The sequence below is a fragment of the Algoriphagus sp. AGSA1 genome (assembly GCF_021390545.1).
Classification (GTDB): domain Bacteria; phylum Bacteroidota; class Bacteroidia; order Cytophagales; family Cyclobacteriaceae; genus Algoriphagus.
The window spans coordinates 76,375-96,835 of the sequence record NZ_JAJUWR010000003.1; the positions used below are offsets into that span (position 1 = coordinate 76,375).

A 20,461-nucleotide genomic window follows, 5' to 3' on the forward strand; every position below is an offset into this window, starting at 1 on the left:
GAATCACCGGGTTCAAACGAACCATCACAGCTTCAAAAATACAGTATTTTGTATTTTATACCAAATAATACGTATTATAAATAATAACTATTAATTCCCAAATCTACTTGAAAAGTTGCAAGCCAGTAGTCGTGAATAGTTGCAGTATTCATTAGACCATTTCGCCAAACATACCCTAGGTTCCCCTGTAGTTTTATACAGTGACCGTTCAGGTACCTGGTATAACCGAGAGCTACTTCCTCCAGCCTTTCTTCATATTCGTTGATTTCTTTATTGGGAAGAAACACAGAATACCTCTTTGCCAATTCTGAGTTTCTCGAAATCATCCCACTAAATTGGGGCAATAAAAAAGCCGCAACGAGAATTCGCCACGGCTTAAAAACATTATAATATATATCTTATGCTTTAGCTTTGATCAGATTCAATGCTGATCCAGCTTTGAACCATTCGATCTGACCTTCATTATAAGTATGGTTCACTTGTATGGTGTCAGAAGACCCATCTGTGTGGTTGAGCACTACCTGTAGCTGCTTACCAGGTGCAAATGATGTCAATCCAACGATATCTATAGAATCATCCTCCTGAACCAAATCATAGTCAGCAGGATCAGCGAAGGTCAATGCAAGCATACCTTGTTTCTTAAGGTTAGTCTCGTGGATTCTGGCAAAAGACTTAACCAAAATAGCACGGACTCCGAGGAATCGAGGCTCCATAGCAGCATGTTCCCTAGAGGAGCCTTCTCCATAGTTTTCATCACCGACCACAACAGATCCTATTCCGTTTGCTTTATAGTCACGCTGAGTGGCCGGCACTTCACCATACACCCCGGTCAATTGATTCTTAACTGAGTTTGTAGCATCCGTATATGCATTCACCGCGCCTATCAGCATATTGTTAGAGATATTGTCCAAGTGACCTCGGAACCTCAACCAAGGGCCAGCCATAGAGATATGGTCGGTGGTACACTTTCCTTTAGCTTTGATCAGAAGTTTGAGACCTTTAAGATCTACCCCTTCCCAAGGCTTAAATGAATCCAACAATTGAAGACGGTCTGAAGAAGGATTTACTACAACAGATACCTTTGACCCATCTTCCGCAGGCTCTTGATATCCGGCATCTTCTACTGCAAATCCTTTTATGGGCAATTCCAGTCCTGAGGGCTCATCCAACTTCACTGACACACCTTCTTCATTGATCAGACTATCGGTCATAGGGTTGAAAGTCAGGTCACCCGCGATTGCCAAGGCTGTTACAATTTCAGGAGAAGCTACAAACGAGTGTGTGTTTGGATTACCATCCGCACGCTTTGCAAAGTTTCTGTTGAAAGATGTGATAATGGAGTTTTTTTCCTGTTTTTCAGCTCCATGACGAGCCCACTGCCCGATACATGGGCCACAGGCATTTGCCAACACCACACCGCCCATTTGGCCAAAAGTATCCAAGAAACCATCTCTGTCCACAGTGAAACGGACCTGCTCAGATCCCGGGGTAATGGTATATTCAGATTTGGCAACAAGTTTTTTATCTACTGCCTGCTGCGCTAGTGAAGCAGCTCTGGAAATGTCCTCATAAGAAGAGTTTGTACACGAACCTATCAATCCTACTTCCAGTTTCGCAGGCCAACCGTTTTCTTTAACAGCAGCAGCAAATTTAGAGATCGGCCAGGCCAGATCTGGAGTGAACGGACCATTTACATGAGGCTCAAGCTCAGAAAGGTTGATTTCTATTACTTCATCGAAGTAAGTAGCAGGATTTGCATATACTTCTTCGTCACCAGTCAGATGCTCGGCGATTCCATTAGCCAGTTCAGCCACATCGGCTCTTTCAGTAGAAGCCAAATAAGCGGCAGATTTCTCATCGTAACCGAAAATCGAAGTAGTAGCCCCGATCTCTGCCCCCATGTTGCAGATTGTTCCTTTTCCTGTTGCGGATAAAGATCTGGCTCCTTCTCCAAAATATTCAACGATAGCACCTGTACCACCTTTTACAGTAAGAATTCCGGCTACTTTTAAGATCACATCCTTGGCAGATGTCCAGCCAGACAGCTTGCCTGTAAGCTTTACCCCGATCAATTTTGGGAACTTCAGCTCCCAAGGAAGACCTGCCATCACATCGCAGGCATCGGCACCACCTACTCCGATAGCCACCATTCCCAAACCACCGGCATTCGGGGTATGGGAATCAGTCCCTATCATCATACCTCCGGGGAAAGCGTAGTTTTCCAGCACTACCTGGTGGATAATACCTGCCCCAGGCTTCCAAAACCCCAGCCCATATTTATTGGATACTGAAGCTAAAAAATCATAAACTTCCTTGTTTTTATCTTTGGCTTTGATCAAATCCTGGTCTGCACCTACTTCAGCCTGGATCAAGTGATCACAGTGAACTGTGGATGGAACAGCTACCTGACTTTTGCCAGCCTGCATAAATTGCAATAAAGCCATCTGGGCGGTGGCATCTTGCATTGCAACCCGATCCGGTTGAAAATCAACGTAAGAAACACCCCTGCTAAATGACTGCGAAGCGGCGCCTTCGCTCAAGTGTGCGTAAAGAATCTTTTCTGTCAAAGTAAGTGGACGCCCCACAGCCTTGCGGGCCGCAGCGATACGATCAGGGTATCTGGCATACACTTTTTTGATCATTTCAATATCAAAAGCCATTGTATAAGGTTTTTTGTTTGGTAAAAGTTTCGATTTTTATGGAGTGCAAATATAGGAAGTTAGCTCAATAATTTGTAACCAAACACCCCATATAGGATAAGCTGTTCCTTATTTAAAACCATTTTACTCTCATCAGTTCCGCTGGGTGGCAGATGATTCAGAAAAACGGTCTGTACCACATTTAAATCATCCTCCTGATCACTTGCTGCAAGGCTCTCTCCAAAGCCATGATAAAAATCAGTCCTCATCACACCTAAATAATACCTAAATTGCACATTGTAAAACCACTCCCCAGATCTGCGCTGAATGGAACTTGTTTTCAATCCATTTTCTGTCTCTCTCCTACTATCAGGACTGCTGGTCGGGGGGATGTCCCTTTATATCGCAATAAAAATTGAAGATGCTACGCGGTGGATAGCCATGACTATGCTATGCGCGGCCATTTGGGGTTTTTTCTATGGATTGGAACTCAGTGTCTCCACCTTGGTGGCGATGATGGCACTTTTGAAACTCGAATACCTGGGCATTGCGTTCCTAGCCCCATGCTGGCTGATATTCAGTCTGAAATACACCAGCTACAAATCAAACAAACCAGGACTGCTGCTGGGACTGATACTGCTGATCCCGGTCATCACCTATATCTTGGTCATTACCAATGATTATCACTACTTCTATTATGAATCAGTCAAAGTGATCAGTACAGGCCCTTTTCCTACTGCAAAAATAGAAATCGGCCCATGGTATCTAGTGAATTTATTTTATATCTATTTCGCCTACGGGTTAGGTAGCTTTATTATTTGGAAAAGGTTCAAGTACTCAGACCCTCTATTCAAGACCCAAACCAGGATCATGCTTTCTGCGGGCTTGTTCCCCTTGGTTTTCAATCTATTCTACCAGACCCATCTCTTCAGACCTTACGAAGTCATAGACCTCACCCCATTTTCTTTTTTGCTTACTTATTTGGTATTAGGTTTTGCTGTCCTCAAGTACCAGCTTTTCAGTCTAAAGCCAATTGCCAGAAATAAAGTAATGGAAGCAATTACCAAAGGGGTATTGGTACTTGATTCCGAACACAAAATTGTTGACTTTAATCCTGCTTTCATCTCATCCTATTCGCCAAGCCTGAAAAAAATCAAAGTTGCTTCCAAGGCAGACGCTATTTTCAAAAACCACGGAGACATCCTGGATCTAATAGCCCAGCAAAAAGCTGCTACGATAGAATGCCATACTGTTTTTGGAGAAAAAGAAAGAATCCTAAGAATAGAGGCGATTCCACTTGTGGATAAAAAGGAAGTGGCTTCTGGATTGATCTTACTTTTTGATGATATCACCGAACAACAAGCTATTAATCAAAAACTAAAAGACCAAGCTTCGGAACTACAGCAATTAAACAATCTAAAAGACAAATACTTCAGCATCATCTCCCATGATCTCAAGGGGCCTGTTTTTGGTATAAAAGAACTTATCTATCATACCAATACAGGCTTGATCTCCAAAGATGAATTTATAGAAATGCTTCCCGAGGTATCTAGAAACTTGGAGCAGGTCGCACTTTTGCTTGAAAATCTACTTGCCTGGTCCAGTTCCCAATTAAGAAGCGGAGAAACAGTCCAGTTTCAGGAATTTGATGCTCATAAGATTCTAATACAGCAAAAGGGAATACTGGAAAGAATCGCAAACGAAAAGAAAATAACCATAGAAATTTTCCCTGAGGCCAAATCAATGGTAATGGCTGATAAAAACATGATAGAACTGGTTCTCCGGAACATCATTAACAATGCCATCAAATTTTCCCCTCAGGGAAGTAAAATCAAGATAAGTACCCAGGATGACCAGGATTTCATCAAGATTTCCATAGAAGATTTTGGCAAAGGAATCCCTAGCGAAAACCTCTCTAAAATACGTGGAGGAATTTCATTTACAACTACGGGGCAGAACAACGAATCAGGAACTGGACTGGGCCTCCTTCTAGTGAATGAGTACATAAAAAAAAACAAGGGTAAGCTAGAGGTAAATTCAGAGGAAGGCAAAGGCACTCTATTTTGTATTAGACTCCCTAAAATCAACAAAAAAGAACTGGCTTGAACCCTACTTACCCCAGACTAAGTAGGGCATGCTGAAAAACGTCAGCAATAGATAAAAAGCTATCATTTCATGTGTTTATTTTTGATTTTCATAGGTACATGGAATCTCGCATAGTAGATAATCATCCCTTTGTGTGTCGCCTGCGACATGCTCGATTTCATATGATTAACCATTTTTCATGCGAGCTGTTTTTCAGCAATCCCTAAGTAAAAAAGCCATTGTATCCACTTCATCGGCATATTCCCATGGTTCAGGATTCTGAGCTGAGCCAAATGGAACACGCCCCGGCCCTTTGCCAACTATGCACTGGATTTTCTCTTTCACTCCTTCGAGTCTCTCTGACAATTGCTTTTCATCTTCATAGAGTTCATAAAAGAGGACCGATATAGGAGATGCCAGCTCTTTGCTTTCCTTCAACAATAAAAACCCATTATCCAGATGTTCCTCTAGGTTCACCAAATAAATCGACTTATTATAGTCGTAATTGTTGTGGTATTTGTGATGAGCACCGATAGGCGCATAAATTTCCAATGCGTCGAGTAAAGCCTGGAGTTGATTTACAGATTTAAGGAAAATCTTGGAAACATTTCTGCACCCCAAGCCATAGTACTGAAAAATATCCTTGCCCAACCGAACATAATCCTCCACGGTCTCCTCTCCGCTTAACACAGCCACCGAGACCCTGTTTTGTCTGATCATATGGGGATATTTGCCAAAGTAATAATTGAAATAACGGGAAGAATTATCGCTCCCTGTAGCAATATAGGCATCCATCCCTTTCAACATCTCCTCTATGCGAATCCGTTCCGCAAGTCTGGAGTCAATCCCAATCAGGGTTTTAATAATCCATTTCATCAGGACTTCGTCGGAAGAACTCAACTTAATCACGGCCTGATGCCCTGCAAGCACCACACACATCAGATCATGGAACCCAACCGCCGGGATATTCCCAGCGAGCATTAGCCCGACAGACTTGGGGCGATCTACCTTCTGCAAATCATACCCTTCCAACCAGGCAGCCAATTTGTCGGGTGAAAGCATAAACGCAACCCCTTCTAGCGCTGCTTCTACTGAGTTTGCGGAAAACCAGCTATTATTGTTTTCAGCTCTCCAGAGCAGTTCCTCCCTCTCATCGGCACCAAGTGTCTTAATAGCTTCACCCAGTTTTACAAATGCTGAAATACGTTCTGATGGATTCATGTTATGTGATTAATGGGACAAATTTAGGCTTTTTGAAAACAAGCAACCTTAGAATCGAATTAAATTAGTTAGTGTGACAACTTTTTTATTGCCTTACAGTTTTATGGTTATTACTTTTGGTCTTTAAACAATTGAAGTTATGGCTATAATGATCACCGACGAATGCATCAACTGCGGTGCATGCGAACCAGAATGCCCAAACACTGCTATCTATGAAGGTGGAGTAGAGTGGACTTGGGGTGGCGGTACCAGTTTGAAAGAAGTTACCCTAGAGGACGGCACAGTAGTGGACGGAAATGAGAAGCAGGATCCTGTATCAGATGAATTCTATTATATAGTTACCGACAAATGTACCGAGTGCAATGGCTTCCATGAGGAACCTCAATGTGCGGCGGTATGCCCTGTGGATTGCTGTGTAGATGATCCAGATCACCGTGAGACAGAAGAAGAACTGCTCGCTAAAAAGGCGATGATGCATGGAGAATAAGTCTTAATCTGTGGGTTTTTCCCCCAACTAACAATAAAACAGAATAAAAAAACGTCCAAAGAGTAAAATAATAAGGCTCTGATTTGAATTCTCGGGTCTAATTGTTTTATCTTAGGTCGAATTTTATACAACCTTATACTTATAACATAAAGAATTGTGGACGATCAAAGAGGATATGACAGAGAGGAAATTTTCTCTAAAAAAGTAAAAGCAGGTAAAAGAACGTATTTTTTTGACGTAAAATCGACTCGCTCAAACGATTATTATCTGACTATTACCGAAAGTAAGAGAAAGATAAACGGCGAAACCTTCACCTACGAGAAGCACAAAATCTTTCTTTACAAGGAGGATTTTTTCAAGTTTACAGAAGCGCTTAATGAAGCGGTAGATCATGTGAAAAATGAATTATTACCGGATGTGGATTTTGAGCAATATGAAAGAGAAGAATCCGAATCAGAATACAACGACGAACTGAAATGGGATTAATGCAATTAGTTTAGTAGAGGTTCTAGTTTAAAATAAGAGAAACAGTATATTAGAGGAGACAGAAATGTCTCCTCTTTTCATTCCAGAATATGCAGCGTCTTTTTATTTACTTCGTCCTTTTCATAGCAGCTTTTATGCTATTTGGATGGTATTTCTCCAATATCACTCTTTATCTGATCATCTCATTAATTCTCGCGGCACTATTAAGACCCCTTACCAACCACCTCAATGATTTTCATGTTTTAGGTCAGCATGTGCCCAGATGGCTTGCGGTTCTCCTCTCCTATTCCGCCATAGTTTTATTGCTGGTGTTGCTTGGCTTTTTGTTTTTCCCGTTGATTAATAATCAGATCATCGTTCTCAGCGACCTGGATCTTAACGGCATTTATGAGCAAATCCAGATTCCTATATCCCGGGTGGAAGGGTTTCTTATCCGACACGAACTTCTTGACACCAATCCCGGGTATTTATTTGGCCGGATGAAATCCACAATGATCGATATGATCAAAGGTTTCGACTTCACCTCTTTCATAGGGGGAGTGATCAATATTACAAGTAGCTTGTTCATCGGTATCATGGCCATTGCATTCATAAGTTTTTTCCTTCTTCTGGAAAATGGATTGCTGCGGAGAAATCTACTAAACCTGATCCCAAACCCTTATTTCGAACTTTCTGTAGCCACCTTTACCAAAGTAGAAAAACTATTGTCCAACTACCTGTCTGGCCTACTACTGCAAATGCTGGCCGTTTTCTCCCTGGCCAGTTTCGGGCTTACTATTATGAGTGTGGAATATGCCTTGACCATAGCTCTATTTGCAGCAGTAGCAAATTTGATTCCCTATGCAGGCCCTTTGCTAGGCGCTACATTTGGTATCATAGTGGGAGTGTCCTCAGGGACATTTGAGAACAACACAGAACTTAACTATCTAATTATAAAGATTCTTTCGGTATTCGCACTGGTACAGGTGACCGATAACCTGCTCCTACAGCCTATGATTTTTTCAAAATCTGTGAAAGCGCATCCCCTTGAAATATTTGTTGTTATCTTTGCCGGGGCAAAAATCGCCGGAGTAGTCGGAATGATCTTAGCGATACCTGTTTACACCATCTTTAGAGTATTCATTATGGAGTTCTATATGGGGTATAAATCTTATAGAATATTTAATAACAAAATAACGAATTAATGGCATTACAATGTGGCATTGTAGGACTCCCGAACGTAGGGAAATCCACTCTGTTTAACGCCCTCTCCAGTGCAAAAGCGGAAGCTGCTAATTTCCCTTTCTGTACTATTGAGCCAAACGTGGGTGTAGTCACCGTACCGGACAAGAGATTGAAAATCCTCGCGGATCTAGTGAATCCACATCGGGTACTACCGACAGTGATAGAATTTGTAGATATCGCCGGTCTAGTGAAAGGTGCCAGTAAAGGTGAAGGCTTGGGGAATAAATTCCTTGCAAACATCCGGGAGGTGGATGCTATTATCCATGTGATCAGGTGCTTCGATGATGAAAACATCGTCCATGTAGCAGGTGGTGTAGATCCCATCTTCGATAAAGAAGTCATAGATACTGAGCTTCAGCTGAAAGATTTGGAATCTGTGGAGAAGAAGATCCAGAAATCTGAAAAAACAGCTAAATCCGGAGATTCCAAAGCCAAAAAAGAACTGGAAACCCTTTTGCTTTTCAAAAAGGCGCTGATAGACGGCAAAAATGCCCGCTCAGTAGATGTGGATAAAGAAGATCTGGAAGCAGTACGTGACCTTCATTTACTGACTATCAAGCCTGTGATCTACGTAGCTAACGTAGACGAGGAAAATCTGAAAACAGGCAATCAATATGTGGACAAGCTTCGCGAAGAAGTGAAGGACGAGAATGCCGAAGTAATCGTCCTTTGTGCAGCGATAGAAGCCCAAATAGCTGAATTTGATGACCCTGAAGAGAAGGAAATGTTTCTGGGAGAATATGGCCTGGAAGAAAGTGGCTTAAACAAATTGATCTCAGGAGCGTATTCATTATTGGACCTGATAACCTATTTCACCGCAGGAGTTCAGGAAGTAAGAGCCTGGACCATCAAAAAAGGATGGAAAGCTCCAGCCGCCGCAGGAGTGATCCACACTGACTTCGAAAGGGGGTTTATTAAGGCCGAAGTGATCAAACTTGCTGAATATCAGAAGTTCAAAACAGAAGCCGCCTGTAGAGAAAATGGAAAAATCGCCATCGAAGGAAAAGAATATGTGGTTCAGGATGGTGATATTATGCATTTTAGGTTCAATGTGTAATAATTTCTAAAAAAAAATGATAATTTTGTAATTGCTTATTCACCCAAACGTTACAGTTTTATCTTATTGATTGTCTCATTTTATTTTTAATTCACCGTGAGAGTTAGACTAATATTTTCCCTAAAAAACAAAGGTTCGTACTTACCGTTCCATCACCAGTACATCTTGGCCCAATTCCTCAAAGGATTAATCGTCAAAGGTGGAAGAGAAGAGTTTTACAATTACAACTACTTCAACTTTTCTGGCCTGAAAGGTCAGACCAAAGTGAGTAGAAGTGGATTGCATTACTATTCCAGCTTAGTTACCCTGGTATTGTCTTCCCAGAGCGAAGACTTCATGGACTATCTGCTAGAACAGGTATTTGCCACACCTAAAATCGAGCTCGGAAACCTGATATTGGTTCCAGAGTACACTGAAATCGAAGTCGAGCCTGTCTTGGAAACCTCAAACAAATTTGTTTGTATTTCCCCATTGGTATTGATCACCCCTGCTTTCAATGAAGAAGCAGGAAAGCGATTCATCAACCCCGACAGCGATGAGTTTTCAGATCTACTTTATGAATCCACGCTTACCAGAATGGAGCGATCAGGATGGTACACTGCCGAGCAAATGGAAACTTTCTACAAGTTCCAGGTAGTTCCTGACATGGTTTATGTAAACAAATTGAAGGAAGCCCAAAAGAAATTTGCAAGAATCTATGCAGTGTATGACATGGATGTGAAATATGAAGTAAGAGGATACACCCTTCCGATTACCTTGTATGCAGCACCGGAAGTACAGGACTTCGTGTTCAAATGCGGACTAGGGGCATTTACCCATAAGGGCTTTGGTATGCTGGATTTGGCCAATCATCCCCCTGGCCCAAGAACAAGCACTTATAAATTCAAAAGAGAAGGCTTTGTCCCTTATAAGCCAAGTGAGCGGGTTCGTGAAAATGTAGCCCCTCCAGCTGACGAAGACATTGATTCTTCTTCAGAGGAATCTTAATAAAAATCCCTTCCGATTGTTCGGAAGGGATTTTTGCTTTAATGTCACATTGTTTGCTGCAGGCAAAGCAGTGAAAACGGATCAGTCCAAAAAGTTGGGGATTCATTTGACAGTGAGCTGTGAAAATTTGTATGAATAAGCTTTTAATTTTCCCAATACCCTCCTTCATTTCCCTAGAATGAAGAACCTGTTTTTTGTGCAATGTGCTTTTGCTCACTGTATAGCCTACACGACAGCCAACTGCCCTATGACCTATTCATGTTGTCGGGCTGATCACAAATACCTTTACACTACTGATCGTGCCGTTGGCACTCTGAAAATCATATAAACTATATCCTTAACCCAGAATTGCATTCTGGGCATATACAGGCCTTGCCTTTGGCAAGGAAAATTATTTCGCAGGAAATGAGTTGATTTAAGCGTTTGTGCCAAAGGCACAACAGGTAACCGCCCTTAATGTAGCTAAGCGAAATTCAGGGTTGGGGAAACCGAATGAATTCGCCAAGAGTGCCAAGGGCACGATCGGTAAATCCTGGGGCACTCCTAGAGGTGGGGATTCCTATAGCTCTGGTAAAAACTATGTTGGCTTGGTTGCTATGGAATCCAACACAAGTTAACTACCTAATCAAACATCGATCCCACTCCAGATATTCAGACTGATCCGTGAAAACATCTTAAGCTTATCTAAACGCTAGCGCCTGGCCCGCTTTGGCACTCGATCCCTTCTGCTGAAGAAAGTCGAAGTATCGATTTTTCAAAAGTAAACCAAAGAAAGAATGAACATTACCATCTTTTTACCAATGATATGTTTGGGAATTGTGATGAATATAGCATCCCTATAGTTCTCTTCTCCGCCGCGGCGGATCGGAATGACATTACAACGTCATTCCGATTTTGTGCGGTTGGCAACCAAACATTAAGTCTCGAAATGACAGGTGAATACTGCCTTGCTTAACCCCAAAACCATATGGATATGGATCTATCCTGTAACCGTACCCCCTCTATTTCACGGTCTTCTACGGTTAGGATGCAGATAAATATATCCTACTAGCTGATCATAGCGTGAACCCAAATTCCTGAAGTAAACCAATACCTCATACTCATTTTCTGTTTCAAAATAGCTGCCTTCGAATGGCTGGGTAACAAATTGACCATTTTCTTTATAGGCATACTGATAGTCATACCATCCTTGTTTAGCTAGAAGAGACGTGGTATAAACCCCCATTTCAGGTTCCCATTCAAGTTTTGCTTCAGGAGCATCTCCCCAATCGGTCAAAGCTCCCACAAGATAAATAGATTGTGGACTCTTTTCTATTGCCAGTCTAAATGTCATAAGCATATATTCACTTTCCACTTCGGGATTGCCCCCTGGTCTATCCTTAGTCTCTACGATGTATTGTCCGTTCAGGTCCAAGTATTGTGAGTAGGCAGTTACAGGCCTGGGCTTATCTATACTTCCGTCAGCAAAAATCACATCTGATTCCACCCGTATATTAGCTACGTTTACACCATTTGCCCTTATAAACCTCAAGTCCACAAAACGAAACTCATTGCTGGCATCGAATGTATTGCTACCATCAAAAGATTCGTAACGGAGTGTTTTGGAACTCTCATTCATGAATGTTGGCTTGGCAAGAAGCCTGACATTATCCCAGCGTTGATTTTGTCTTATATATATCTTGATCTGTCCATCAGGGTTTGCCACCTCCCCTGCCGAATAATTCACCGCTACATTGATTTGCTGGGAGGTATTTCTATCAGCCGTCCGAGATGGAGGTACTACCGTCGCACCTATCTGGAAGATATCTTCATAAACCATAAACCGTTTGGTCAGAATCATATCAGCCTCGTCTCTCTGCCGATAAACTTTTAGAATGTAATTACCGGATTTAGTAACATTGGGAAGTTCAAACCTATAATGTATGTAAGGAATCCGGGTATTGACTGAGTATGTATAGTCCTGAATATTGAATTCATTGTAGGTGAGCGTGAAATCATTGTCTTTCAGCTGGGATTTTTGCCAGTCCGCATCACAGTGGACCAGCTTAACAGTGTATAGCTCTGGATCGAAGGCCAGATCATCGAACAATAAGACTAAAGGCTTTGCTGAGTTTATCGGTATTGCAGGGGAATCTGTAGAGGAATCAAATGCCACTCCTGCGGGGAAAAGTCTGACCGACTGGATATGATCTTTGTAAACTTTATCTTCTAGTTCCTGGCCAAAAAGCTGAACAATAGCAAAAAAGCACAGCAAAAAAGAAATAAGTAGGGATTTGGTCTTCATCCTGAAAAATAGGCAAAATGAAGACCAAATCCAGATTTTTCTACTGAAGGACTTCCTGTAAAGAAGAAATTTTATCCACCAAAGCCTCCCACTGCTCATTGGACGATTTCAACTTAGCTTGCAGTGCTTGGTAATTTTCCTGGGTTTCCTGAGCCTCTTCCTCTCTGGCGTATAGTTCAGGGTCAGCCATTTTACTTTCTAAATCCAGTTTTTTCTCCTCCAACTTTTCCACTTCCTTCTCCACGCGTTCCAATTCCTCTTCAAGTTTCCGAATCTCTTTCTTAGCCACCAGAGCTTCCTGATTGTTCACAGTAGGTTTTGGCTTGGGTGGCTTCTCCTTCTTATCTAGCTTTGATGGGTTGGATTCTGGAGCCTGGGCAAGTTGTCTATCACGCCATATTTCATATTCAGCGTATGTTCCAGGATACTCTTTGATTTCATGATTCTCAATATACCAGATTTTATTCGCCACACCTCTGATGAAATGCCTGTCGTGGGAGACCGTCACAAAAGTGCCTTCATATTGCTGAAGTGCCTGAATCAGAATATTTACAGACTGAAAATCAAGATGGTTGGTAGGCTCATCCAGCAACAAAAAATTAGCTTCAGAGATTAGCGTTTTTGCCAAGGCCACCCTTGATTTCTCACCACCGGAGAGCACTTTTATTTTTTTAAACACTTCCTCATTGGTAAACAAGAAACAGCCTAAAACCCCTCTTAGCTCCATTTCAGTCTTTCCGCTCCCTGCCTGGGCCATTTCTTGAAGTATCTCATTGTCCAAAGTCAGTGCTTCCAGCTGATGTTGGGCAAAGAAAGATTTTATCACATTGTATCCTTCAGTTCGTCCCTTTACCCCTGGCTCTGAACCGTCGATAATCCTCAGCAGTGTAGATTTACCTTTACCGTTGGCACCGATCAAAGCGATCTTATCTCCCCGTTCGATTCTCGCAGTAGTGTTTTTTAAAATGACATTATCACCATAAGCCTTCGAGATATTATCCAGAATCACCACGTCCCGACCGGATTGCTTGGAAAATTTAAATTTGAAATTGACAGAGACCTCATCATTCACTACTTCATGTACCTTGTCCATTCGATCCAACGCTTTGATCCTTGACTGCACCTGATTTGATTTGGTGGCTTTAGCCCGAAATCTCTCGATGAACTTTTCAGTCTGCTTGATCATCTGCTGTTGATTTTCATAGGCATTCTGCTGGATTTCCATCCGCTCTTTCTTTTCTTCCTTATAGAAAGAATAGTTTCCAGAATAAAGCGTCAAAGTGTGATTGGCAACTTCGACTGTGCTGCTGATGCAGTTATCCAAAAAAGTCTGATCGTGAGAGACGACTATCACGGCACCTTCATAGTTCTTCATGTAGTTTTCCACCCATTCTATAGAAGGGAGATCAAGGTGGTTGGTAGGTTCATCAAGCATAAGCAACGATGGCTTTTCCAGCAGAAGCTTGGCGAGCATTACCCGCATCCTCCATCCTCCAGAGAATGTCCTTAGAGGTTTTGTCAGATCTGCGGATTTAAAGCCTATGCCCTCCAGTACCTCCTCTGCTTTTGCTTTGATGGTATATCCTTCATTTGCCTCAAATCTTTCCTGAAGAAAAGCCAGTCTATTGATCATCTCATCAGAATAATCGGTCTCCATCTTTTTCAGAATCACCTCAATCTCATCCTGAAGTGTCAGAGTTTCCTTGAAAGCTGCCAACGCTACGCTCAAAATGCTGTCATCAGACTGATAAGAAAGCAGATCTTGGTTTAAAAAGCCAATCGTACAGTCCTTAGCCTTCTGGACTTCTCCGGAACTCGGCTGATAGTCCCCGTTGATGATTTTCAGTAATGTGGATTTTCCTGTACCATTTTGGCCCACCAGGCCAATCTTGTCCTTAGGTTTTATATGTAAGTTGGCGTTTTCATACAATGGACGCCCACCGATAAAGTAAGAGAGATTGGAAATTGATAACATGTCGCAAAAATAACCATTAACCCATTCATAACCCTTTCAATCATAAACATTCTGAAAGTTTCTTAACTTACTGTATCAAAAAAACACCAGGTTATGAACTACCTATCCAAACTCACACCTATACTCGTACTAGGAACCGTATTATTTTCCTTTGGCTGCGAGCAAAACCAAAAGGTGAAAGCACAAAGCATTGAAACTCCAAACAGTGCGAATAAAAGAGACATCAGTAACGCTAAAGCGGATGTAAAACTTGACAAAATCAAATTGCCTGCGAATTTCAAAATTGATGTGTGGGCCGCTGACATCCCCAATGCACGGGAAATGGCAATTTCTGAGGAAGGAGTAGTATTCGTAGGTAGCAGACAGGAAGGCAATGTTTATGCTGTCATTGATGAAGACGGTGACGGGAAAGCCGACATCAAATTTACTCTGGCTGAGGATCTTCAGATGCCAAATGGGGTTGCATACAAAGATGGCGATCTCTATGTTGCAGAAGTGAGCAGAATTCTACGATTTAAAGACATCTTAAACAATCTGGATGCACCAAAACACGAAGTTGTTTATGATAAATATCCCACTGAAACCCATCATGGATGGAAGTTCATAGCCTTTGGGCCGGATGGAATGCTTTATGTGCCTGTTGGCGCACCATGTAATATTTGCGAACCGGAGAAAGAAATTTTCGCCTCCATCACCAGGCTGGATGTGGGTTCACCGAACCCAACTCCGGAAGTTTACGTGTATGGCGTAAGAAACTCAGTAGGTTTTGACTGGGATCCCAAGACCGGAGACATGTGGTTTACCGATAATGGACGGGATATGATGGGGGACGATGTGCCGAATTGTGAACTGAATCATATCACAGAAGCCGGTTAGCATTTTGGTTATCCTTATTGGCACGAAGGAACAGTAAAAGACCCTGAATTTGGAGATAAGGGTGGCCCTGCAAGTGACTATGTAGCACCTGCTGCAAAACTTGGTGCCCACGTAGCTCCGCTGGGCATGAGATTCTATGAAGGCAGCATGTTCCCTTCGGAATATAAAAACCAAGTGATTGTTGCCAAGCACGGATCCTGGAACAGAAGCAAAAAATCAGGGTATGTGCTTACCTCACTTAACGTGAACGGGGCAAATGCCACCAATGAGCAAGAGTTTGCGTCGGGATGGCTGGATGAAGAAGCACAAGAAGCCTGGGGACGGCCAGTGGATGTGCAGGAAATGAAGGACGGGAGTCTGTTGGTTTCTGACGATATGGCCGGGGTGATCTACAGAGTTACCTACTCGGCAAAGTAATTCAGTACTAAGGGAAGCGATTCGATTTGCCTCCCCTTCAGAATCTATACAATTCAACCCTTTTAACCAGCCCCTTAATTAGATCAAGTGAATTTTGGTTTTCAATTTCATTCTCAATGACTTTGAACAGCGGCTTCATTCCTTCTCTCATGCCCAATACCCCTTAATACCTTTAAAGTAAAACTAATATAGTATTCGACCAAACGACACAAGGCTACTTCGGTCTTTTGTCATTGGTCTTCTAGCCCTGCGATTACCCCAACCACTCCGGTTTTGTAGTCACCACTTCGGCTTGGAGCTGATTCAGGAGATTATACAATCCAAAGTACGTTCTGTTTACATACAACCCATGTCTGGATCCTCGGGCCTGATTGGACTTCTTGAACAACTTGTCATTGGAAACCCGATCACCCAGATCAAAGATCTGCTGGAAAAATCCATCATCGGAAAAGTCAAATTTATCCACATGAAAAGGCTTGCCTAGCAGGGAAATCATTTCCTTAAATACAGACTTGAAATACTGCTGCTCCTCCGGAGTATCCTTTGCAGATATAAATTCCAGATCGAAGAACACCTGATCCAGTTCATTGCTATTGATCAGCAGATCCTTTTTGATCAAAGCAAAATATCCTTGGTAGAAGTCCTCAGGAATCACTTTTACACACCCAAAATCAATAATCCCCAGTTGATCATTCTTCTGGATTATAAAATTTCCCGGATGCGGATCGGCATGAACCTGCTTGAGATGGTGAACCTGATGATGGTAAAAATCCCAGAGGGCTTGTCCTATCTGATTTCTCGATTGCTGACTCGGATTGGTTCCCAGCCACTCCTTCATATGAGCTCCCTCTATCCAATCCATCGTGATGATCCGTTCCGCACTTAATTCATCATAGTACGTTGGGAATTTCAAATTGGGAATATGGCCGCACTCCCCTGAGATCTCTCTGGATCGCTTCACCTCTAGCACATAATCCGTTTCTTCCAATAGTTTCTCCTCCACTTCGGCCATATAGTGATCCAATTCCTTTTCATTCATATTGAGCAGGCGTAGCGCAAATGGACGCACAAGTTTCAAGTCTGAACTGACCGAATCTGCAATACCGGGATATTGGATTTTGACTGCCAGCTTTTTATCACCCAAGGTAGCCTGGTGCACCTGACCAATCGAGGCTGCATTCACTGCCGATACGGTAAAGGTATCGAAGATCTGATCAGGGATTTTGCCAAAGTACTTCTGGAATGTTTTTACCACCAGCGGGTAAGATAAGGGCGGTGCGGAATACTGTGCCATCGTAAATTTATCCTGATAGGCCCTAGGCATCAAATTTTTGTCCATGGACATCATCTGGGCCACTTTCAGTGCAGATCCTTTGAGCTGGCTCAGAGAATTGTAAATATCGGATGCATTGTTTTGATGGAGCTCTTCCCTATCCATGGAGGGATTCACCATTTTTTTGGCGTAGTGCTTCACATAATTCCCTCCGACTTTTGCCCCTGTAGAGATGAATTTGGCAGCACGCTGCACTTTTGAGACAGGGATTGCCTGTTGCTCATTTAAGTTGTCTGTCATGGGTTATTTAGACTGATACATGAACTTCGCAAAATCCAAAAAGGAATCCAGCGCGCTTTTGCCCATCAGGTCAAAACCAAGATTTACTGATTTCTCAATTGCCGCATCGGTCTTCTCAAATCTTGGAGATGTGTCGTCCAACCAGTATCTGAACACAAATCCTACCTGAATCCATAGCGCTTCATCGTATCGATCAGAAATCACCGGTCGGGTTGCGATTTCTTGCGTCTCCTTGCCTTGGAGGATTATTTCATTGGCAAAAGCCTTAAACTTCTCTTTAAACTCAGCTGACTCCTTTGGTAAGGTGACAAAGGATTTTGCCTTACTCTCATAGAGGCTGAGCAAATAGGATCTATTCTTTTTCAGGACTTCAATCCATGTGAACAGAAAGCTCAGAAATTTCTCTCTTGCCGAATACCCTTCAAAGACTCCCTGCTTATCAATTTCAGTAAGTGTTTCATCGAAGATATCAACAAGGATGGTGGATTTGATCGATTCGAAAGAGGTAAAATAAGTATAGAATTCCTCCTCCTTCATCTTCAAGTCCTTGGCAAATCTGAATATGGATTTCGGTAAGTCGCCATATTCGAGTACATGATTTTTGAATCCTTCCAGAATCAGTTTTCTATAGTCTTTCTTGGTCGTTTTCTTAACAGTGGTAGTTTCCATAGTGTCTCTTTGTGTATAAGGACTTAACAGTCAAGAGGCACATCAGGTTTAGAAAAACGCAAAAAAAACCGAGGTTATTTCCCTCGGTTTAGTTTTTTTATTTCTATTGAAATCAACCAGTTACTTTCTCAATCACCAAGTTATGATTGGTATAAATACAGATATCGGCAGCGATATTCAGGCTTTCTCTTACCATTTCTTCCGCACTCATGTGGGGGGCAAACTGCTTCATTGCTCTTGCTGCCGACTGGGCATACATACTACCCGATCCTATAGTGGCGATCTCCATGTCAGGCTCTATCACATCTCCGGTCCCCGATATGATCAAAATATCATCTTTGTCCGCAACGATCATCATCGCCTCAAGTTTCGAAAGCATACGGTCTGTTCTCCACTCCTTTGCCAACTCCACCGCCGAGCGCTTCATATTATTGCCAAAAGCTCCCAACTTCTCTTCAAATTTTTCCAAAAGGGTAAATGCATCAGCGGTAGAGCCTGCAAAGCCTGTGACGATCTTACCGCCCTGCAATACCCTGAGTTTCTTTACACTGCTTTTCGCTACCGTATTTCCCATTGTGGCCTGCCCGTCCGCCCCTATCACTACCTCTCCATTCTGGCGGATTGCAACAACGGTTGTTGATTTTATCTTTGTCATGTTCTTGGTTATGGTGTGATGCTATACTTACCAATAAGCGTACAAAAAACAAAAAGTCCTGAAATCAGGACTTTTTGGCAGTTTATTAGTTGAATTATACCAGTATTCTGACCGGATCTTCAAGTAGGCTTTTCAGGGTAATCAAGAAAGCAGACCCCACTGATCCATCCACGACTCTGTGATCACAAGACAAAGTCACCTTCATCAGGTTTCCAATCTTAATCTCTCCATCCTTCACAATAGCTGTTTCTTTGATACCACCTACAGCGAGGATACACGCATCCGGCGGATTGATGATAGCTGTGAATTCATCAATACCGAACATACCCAAGTTAGAGATGGTGAAGGTATTTCCTTCCCAATCCTTAGGCTGCAATTCTTTATTCTTGGCTTTTCCTCCCAAACTTTTTGCTTGGGTAGATATCTGGGATAGTGAAAGGCTGTCGGCAAATCTGATTACCGGAACCAACAATCCTTCATCCACTGCGACCGCCATACCGATATGGATATGGTCATTATATCTAATTTTATCACCTAGCCAGCTGGAATTTACTTTAGGATGCTGGCGCAAAGCTGCTGCCGCTGCCTTGATCACCATATCGTTAAAGGAGATCTTCACCGGGGAGATTTCATTCATGCTCTTTCTGGCTTCTATGGCTTTGTCCATGTTGATCTCCATGGTGAGATAGAAATGTGGCGCTCCAAACTTACTCTCTGCAAGACGTTTTGCTATCACTTTTCTCATCTGGGAGACTTTCTCTTCTTTAAAGCTCTCTACACCTAGACCTGGTGCAGCAGTCCCCACGGCATCCCCTCCTTGGGGTGCCGCTGCTGGCACAAAGTTTTCAACGTCCCTTTTGATCACTCTTCCTCCTTCACCGGAACCGCTTACTGTCCGTATATCTATGCCTTTATCCTCAGCCATTTTCTTGGCCAAAGGAGAAGCTTTCAATCTATCGCCCTCGGCTGTAGTGGACGGAGTGCTGTTTGAAGTGGATTTAGTTTCTGTCTTTGGGGCTTCCTCTTTCTTTGTTTCTTGAGCAGGATCAGCCGGTGCTTCAGCCGGTGCTCCGGAAGACTCTGATTTTTGAGCTTTTAAAAGCGTTTCGAAATCCGCTCCTTTTTCACCGATCACAGCTATCACGCCATCGACTGGCACACTGTCACCGGCTTCTACTCCTATGTAAAGCAAGGTGCCGTCATCATAGGACTCAAGCTCCATGGTAGCTTTGTCAGTTTCCACCTCGGCGATGATCTCACCTGATTTCACATCATCACCTACTTTCTTCAACCATGAGGCAATCGTTCCCTCTTGCATGGTGTCAGACATCTTAGGCATGGTAATCACGGTAGCGTTGATATTTGACACATCAATCTTCTCTTTCGGAGCCTCAGATTCGGCTGGTTCCGCCTTTTTCTCTTCAGCCTTTGGCGCCTCTTCTTTCTTATCTTCCGCTGGAGCATCACCACCGTCAAGCAGGTGCTGATAATCCTCACCTTTCTCACCGATCACAGCTATCACGCCATTTACAGGCACAGCATCTTTTTCTTTAACTCCAATATATAAAAGCACACCTTCGTCATAGGATTCAAGCTCCATAGTTGCTTTGTCGGTCTCTACTTCAGCCAGAATATCTCCCGGTTTTACTGAATCTCCAACTTTCTTCAACCATGCAGCGATCACACCTTCTTCCATTGTGTCGCTCATTTTAGGCATTCTTATTATTTCGGCCATAGGTTTATCCGCGCTAATTCGTTTTTTAAAGTGTCCAAAAATAGTTTTTAAAATGGCTTTATTCAAATTTAAAACTAGTAATTTCCCCAGG

At 42.6% G+C, this 20,461-nt stretch carries 18 protein-coding genes; 9 read left to right on the forward strand and 9 right to left on the reverse strand.

Features of this window, described 5'->3' with window-relative positions; genetic code table 11:
- Positions 1 to 398: 398 nt before the first annotated feature.
- Together LZF95_RS02600 and LZF95_RS02605 are read right to left on the reverse strand one after the other, a co-directional pair.
- On the reverse strand, positions 399 to 2,660 hold the full coding sequence (locus LZF95_RS02600) for an aconitate hydratase (RefSeq protein WP_233753437.1): 2,262 nt from the start codon (positions 2,658 to 2,660) through the stop codon (positions 399 to 401).
- A gap of 59 nt (positions 2,661 to 2,719) precedes the next feature.
- A complete protein-coding gene (locus tag LZF95_RS02605; RefSeq protein WP_233753438.1) occupies positions 2,720 to 2,908 on the reverse strand; it encodes a hypothetical protein in 189 nt (62 codons plus the stop codon).
- 58 nt (positions 2,909 to 2,966) lie between these two features.
- Between LZF95_RS02605 and LZF95_RS02610 the strand changes: the two genes are divergently transcribed.
- Positions 2,967 to 4,745 (forward strand): histidine kinase N-terminal 7TM domain-containing protein, encoded by a 1,779-nt coding sequence (locus LZF95_RS02610; RefSeq protein WP_233753439.1) that lies wholly within the window; start codon positions 2,967 to 2,969, stop codon positions 4,743 to 4,745.
- Between the two features lie 192 nt (positions 4,746 to 4,937).
- Here LZF95_RS02610 and LZF95_RS02615 read toward each other — a convergent pair whose 3' ends face one another.
- Complete coding sequence (locus LZF95_RS02615) at positions 4,938 to 5,945, reverse strand: acyl-CoA reductase (RefSeq protein ID WP_233753440.1); 1,008 nt, start codon at positions 5,943 to 5,945, stop codon at positions 4,938 to 4,940.
- A gap of 139 nt (positions 5,946 to 6,084) precedes the next feature.
- Here LZF95_RS02615 and LZF95_RS02620 point away from each other — a divergent pair, with 139 nt between their 5' ends.
- From LZF95_RS02620 to LZF95_RS02645, 6 genes are all read left to right on the forward strand, one after another.
- The gene (locus LZF95_RS02620; protein ID WP_233753441.1) at positions 6,085 to 6,432 is read left to right on the forward strand and encodes a 4Fe-4S binding protein; all 348 of its coding nucleotides are present in this window, start codon (positions 6,085 to 6,087) and stop codon (positions 6,430 to 6,432) included.
- A 156-nt stretch (positions 6,433 to 6,588) separates the two neighbouring features.
- On the forward strand, positions 6,589 to 6,918 hold the full coding sequence (locus LZF95_RS02625) for a DUF3276 family protein (RefSeq protein ID WP_233753442.1): 330 nt from the start codon (positions 6,589 to 6,591) through the stop codon (positions 6,916 to 6,918).
- A gap of 89 nt (positions 6,919 to 7,007) precedes the next feature.
- Positions 7,008 to 8,102 carry an AI-2E family transporter gene (locus LZF95_RS02630; RefSeq protein WP_233753443.1) on the forward strand — a complete coding sequence of 365 codons (1,095 nt, stop codon included), beginning with the start codon at positions 7,008 to 7,010 and terminating at the stop codon, positions 8,100 to 8,102.
- Positions 8,102 to 9,199, forward strand: coding sequence for a redox-regulated ATPase YchF (ychF, locus tag LZF95_RS02635; RefSeq protein WP_233753444.1), 1,098 nt, complete (start codon positions 8,102 to 8,104; stop codon positions 9,197 to 9,199). The genes LZF95_RS02630 and ychF overlap by 1 nt, the downstream gene beginning before the upstream one ends.
- Positions 9,200 to 9,295: 96 nt before the next feature.
- Positions 9,296 to 10,186 (forward strand): CRISPR-associated endoribonuclease Cas6, encoded by an 891-nt coding sequence (gene cas6 / locus LZF95_RS02640; protein WP_233753445.1) that lies wholly within the window; start codon positions 9,296 to 9,298, stop codon positions 10,184 to 10,186.
- 425 nt (positions 10,187 to 10,611) lie between these two features.
- On the forward strand, positions 10,612 to 10,803 hold the full coding sequence (locus LZF95_RS02645; RefSeq protein WP_233753446.1) for a hypothetical protein: 192 nt from the start codon (positions 10,612 to 10,614) through the stop codon (positions 10,801 to 10,803).
- Between the two features lie 389 nt (positions 10,804 to 11,192).
- Here the strand turns inward: LZF95_RS02645 and LZF95_RS02650 are convergent, their stop codons facing one another.
- Both LZF95_RS02650 and LZF95_RS02655 read right to left on the reverse strand, forming a co-directional pair.
- Positions 11,193 to 12,470, reverse strand: a complete 1,278-nt coding sequence (locus LZF95_RS02650; protein WP_233753447.1) for a DUF5103 domain-containing protein — start codon at positions 12,468 to 12,470, stop codon at positions 11,193 to 11,195.
- A 40-nt stretch (positions 12,471 to 12,510) separates the two neighbouring features.
- Positions 12,511 to 14,445 (reverse strand): ABC-F family ATP-binding cassette domain-containing protein, encoded by a 1,935-nt coding sequence (locus LZF95_RS02655; RefSeq protein ID WP_233753448.1) that lies wholly within the window; start codon positions 14,443 to 14,445, stop codon positions 12,511 to 12,513.
- Positions 14,446 to 14,538: 93 nt separating this feature from the next.
- On the opposite strand from LZF95_RS02655, the gene LZF95_RS02660 reads away from it, so the two are divergent.
- Both LZF95_RS02660 and LZF95_RS27660 read left to right on the forward strand, forming a co-directional pair.
- The gene (locus LZF95_RS02660; RefSeq protein ID WP_306422255.1) at positions 14,539 to 15,321 is read left to right on the forward strand and encodes a sorbosone dehydrogenase family protein; all 783 of its coding nucleotides are present in this window, start codon (positions 14,539 to 14,541) and stop codon (positions 15,319 to 15,321) included.
- Positions 15,322 to 15,447: 126 nt separating this feature from the next.
- Positions 15,448 to 15,738: a sorbosone dehydrogenase family protein gene (locus tag LZF95_RS27660; RefSeq protein WP_306422256.1), complete on the forward strand. Its 291-nt coding sequence runs from the start codon at positions 15,448 to 15,450 to the stop codon at positions 15,736 to 15,738.
- Positions 15,739 to 15,991: 253 nt separating this feature from the next.
- Here the strand turns inward: LZF95_RS27660 and LZF95_RS02665 are convergent, their stop codons facing one another.
- The 4 genes from LZF95_RS02665 to LZF95_RS02680 all read right to left on the reverse strand — a co-directional run bounded on the left by LZF95_RS02665 (position 15,992) and on the right by LZF95_RS02680 (position 20,370).
- Positions 15,992 to 17,311, reverse strand: coding sequence for an AarF/ABC1/UbiB kinase family protein (locus LZF95_RS02665; RefSeq protein WP_233753449.1), 1,320 nt, complete (start codon positions 17,309 to 17,311; stop codon positions 15,992 to 15,994).
- A 3-nt stretch (positions 17,312 to 17,314) separates the two neighbouring features.
- The gene (locus LZF95_RS02670) at positions 17,315 to 17,980 is read right to left on the reverse strand and encodes a TetR family transcriptional regulator C-terminal domain-containing protein (protein WP_233753450.1); all 666 of its coding nucleotides are present in this window, start codon (positions 17,978 to 17,980) and stop codon (positions 17,315 to 17,317) included.
- A 112-nt stretch (positions 17,981 to 18,092) separates the two neighbouring features.
- Positions 18,093 to 18,635: an ATP-dependent protease subunit HslV gene (gene hslV, locus LZF95_RS02675; protein WP_233753451.1), complete on the reverse strand. Its 543-nt coding sequence runs from the start codon at positions 18,633 to 18,635 to the stop codon at positions 18,093 to 18,095.
- A gap of 94 nt (positions 18,636 to 18,729) precedes the next feature.
- On the reverse strand, positions 18,730 to 20,370 hold the full coding sequence (locus LZF95_RS02680) for a pyruvate dehydrogenase complex dihydrolipoamide acetyltransferase (RefSeq protein WP_233753452.1): 1,641 nt from the start codon (positions 20,368 to 20,370) through the stop codon (positions 18,730 to 18,732).
- Between the last annotated feature and the right edge of the window lie 91 nt (positions 20,371 to 20,461).